3 protein-coding genes are annotated in these 2,989 nt (G+C 34.9%); all 3 read left to right on the forward strand.

Annotated elements, in window-relative coordinates; genetic code table 11:
• Window positions 1-305 precede the first annotated feature (305 nt).
• The 3 genes from AAEZ22_RS17845 to AAEZ22_RS17855 all read left to right on the forward strand — a co-directional run bounded on the left by AAEZ22_RS17845 (window position 306) and on the right by AAEZ22_RS17855 (window position 2,904).
• Window positions 306-1,340 carry a hypothetical protein gene (locus tag AAEZ22_RS17845; RefSeq protein WP_182194563.1) on the forward strand — a complete coding sequence of 345 codons (1,035 nt, stop codon included), beginning with the start codon at window positions 306-308 and terminating at the stop codon, window positions 1,338-1,340.
• 122 nt (window positions 1,341-1,462) lie between these two features.
• Window positions 1,463-1,798: a hypothetical protein gene (locus tag AAEZ22_RS17850; RefSeq protein WP_182194565.1), complete on the forward strand. Its 336-nt coding sequence runs from the start codon at window positions 1,463-1,465 to the stop codon at window positions 1,796-1,798.
• A 695-nt stretch (window positions 1,799-2,493) separates the two neighbouring features.
• Window positions 2,494-2,904 (forward strand): hypothetical protein, encoded by a 411-nt coding sequence (locus tag AAEZ22_RS17855; protein ID WP_119978339.1) that lies wholly within the window; start codon window positions 2,494-2,496, stop codon window positions 2,902-2,904.
• Window positions 2,905-2,989 lie beyond the last annotated feature (85 nt).

Consider the following 2,989-nt stretch of genomic DNA (forward strand, 5'->3'; position numbering starts at 1 on the left):
TACCTCAGGTTAATATGCTGAGTAAATTATGCATAGGTAGCATTAATATTGGTATGTGGGTTTAATTGCGCGCTTACTTTATTCCTGCGTTTTGAGTAGAAACCTAATTTTGTCCAATAACATTATTAAACGCCGTTTTGGTGCAAAATAACAAGCGTAATTCCCAGCTATTTTAATTGCTTGTTTACAAAGGTAATTATTGGTGAAATTATTAGGGTATGTAATATATGCCGTTTTGGTGTGTTATAAACCACCAAAATGGTGTTCAATAAGCTGCTAGCTCACCAAGGTAAGTGTAAACATCTATGGATTTATTTGAAGATATAGGCTTGTCAGGTAAACAACATAAAAACTTTGTTAATATACTTAAGCAGTCTATGAAAGCTGATAGAGCAGAGCTCTTAAAATGGTGTAATGGTTTTCCTGATAGAGACAATAAACTTGTTACTGAATTTCAAACGACATTCAATTCAAGCTTTTGGGAAATATATTTATATGCCCTATTTAAAGAAATAGATTTCAAAATGGACTGGTCTTATTCAAGACCTGACTTTTTGCTTGAATATAAAGGTAACAATGTTGTCGTAGAGGCAACCATATCTGAATCAGCAGTTGGTAAAACTCCTGAGTGGGAAAAAGATTTATCGAAAGGTATTCCAGATAGGTTCAAAGACATGAATATGGATTCTATTATTCGCCTGTCAAATTCGATAAATAAGAAGTACATAAAGTATAAAAGTTCATATTCTAAGCTAGAACATGTACGTCCCAATCCATTTGTTTTGGCTGTAGCTCCATTTGAACAGCCTCATTTTAACCTTCAATGTGAAGTGCCAATTATGGCTTTATTATATGATTTTTACGTAGACGAAGATGCATATAACGATGCGCCTCATTTATTCCCAAATGGTCCTCCTGATGTGAGGCTCGGTTGGGTCGAAAAAGATAATGGTACTGAGATCCCACTTGGCTTATTCGAAAGTGATGATTACTCTGAAATTAGTGCAATTATTTTAAGTACAACTGCCACATGGGGTAAAATTGAAGCTATGTCAGGTAATTGCGAAATTCAACGCGCAGTGTCCTCGGTATGGTGGTCTGAGGTTGATAATAAACCTATTCAGAGGCATTCAATGACAAACCAAAATAAAGAGAATGTTAGAGATGGTTTATACGTTTTTCATAATCCTTATGCTAAGAAACCAATAGACCCTGATATGTTCAAACTAGATGGTGTGACTCAGGTTTTTGTTGATTCTGATACAAAGCGTATTACGAAAGAAAGAAATGGATTTTGCCTTATGCATCGGCAAACAATGAACTTTGTATCTGAGAGCTAAAAAGTGCTTTAAATACAACAAAAACAGCTGGTTAGATTTCGCCTTGTTCCACATTATAACCTACAATTTTTGTCTGCTTAAGCGGGCGTTTATGCTGTTATGGAAAGTCGGAGTAAATTAAATTGAGCAAAGTATTACGCATTTTATCTATTGTATTTGCTTCTCTAAGTCTAATTAGCTTATTTCAACACGTGTTTGATGTTGGATTTGTTTCTATTTTTTCAGATTTAATTGAGTATTATCGAAATGCCTCACAACAACTGTTTAGCATTTTTGAGTTTTTATTTACATTTAATATACCTCAAGCATTAAAAGACCTTTGGTTGCTTTCGTTTATTGGGGCTGGTGCATATATAAAAACTCCTAACATAGAAAATAGCCGCTTACTTCGTAACTTTGAAATATCTCAAGAGAAGCAGACACTGAAAAAGTTAAATTTATTCCTGTGTTTTCAGTAGAAATCTAATTTTGTCCAATAACATTATTAAACGCCGTTTTGGGGCAAAATAACATGCTTAATTTCTAGCTGTTTTAATTACTTGTTTACAAACGTAATTATTGGTGAAATTATCATGGTATGTAATATACGCCGTTTTGGTGTGTTATAAACCACCACAATGGTGTTCAATAAGCTGTTATGTGAAAGAATGAGCATTTAGCATTTTCAGGGTTAGAGTTGGTTGTAGAATTAAATCGAGAAAGGATAAGTTATGGGCGATATACTGATTTGGGTAACATTCGAAGTAATTTTTGGATACTTATTTTACATTACTGGGGTTTTAATTCTTCGGTTGGTTTCATTCGGAAAAAGCTCAGCAGAGTTTCACTCGTTTAGCTTGTACAAAGAGCTAAAAAAAACAAATAGTCTTGCGGCATCGCGAGCTCACCTCATAGGGCTGCTATTCTATGTGGTAATTTTGTCTCTGTTGGTAATTTATTACTCCAATGTCACATAACAAACGGCTACACGCAGACGCCCAAACCTACGCGGTTTTTGTGGGTTCCGCTGCGCTCCACACTACCACAAAATCCGCTACGGCTTGGGCGCTGGTGAGCCGGGCGTTATATGCCTAAAATAGTCATTAGTATAATATCTAACATGGTGCACCTTTTGCATTAATATCAAATATCTATTAATACATGAGGAATTAATATGAATATTTTAAATGTAGGGCAAAACTATTCCATTACGACAGCAGCTAGCGGCAATAAAATGCCGACTGAATCTATTGCTGTAGAAAAAAACATAAACCAAAATAATTCACAACCTACAAAGATTGATATGAGAAATATATCAATTGATGAAATTAATACATTAATTAAATCAGGGGAAAGTGCTTTACTTGATGTAGTGCCATTTATACCATTAAATGTACTTGAACAATATAATAATGATCCCGAAAAAATAGGTAAAATCAAAGTAGACTTAATTGGGCAAGTTGAAAAATCCATAGATTTTAAAAAAAGCATTGGTGAGAATACTGACTTTTTATCAGGTGTTTTAAATAAATTTAAAGATCTTGACGGTAAACAGTTAAATGGGAAGGTTGATATCTTAGCATAATACGGCATATAATCGGGTAGCCGGAGGTCTCTAACCTCCAGCCCCCACACCACCCATCATGCGGGTCCGCAATGGGCGGTTCATC

This window comes from Pseudoalteromonas sp. 20-MNA-CIBAN-0454 (genome assembly GCF_040308685.1).
Lineage (GTDB): Bacteria > Pseudomonadota > Gammaproteobacteria > Enterobacterales > Alteromonadaceae > Pseudoalteromonas > Pseudoalteromonas nigrifaciens.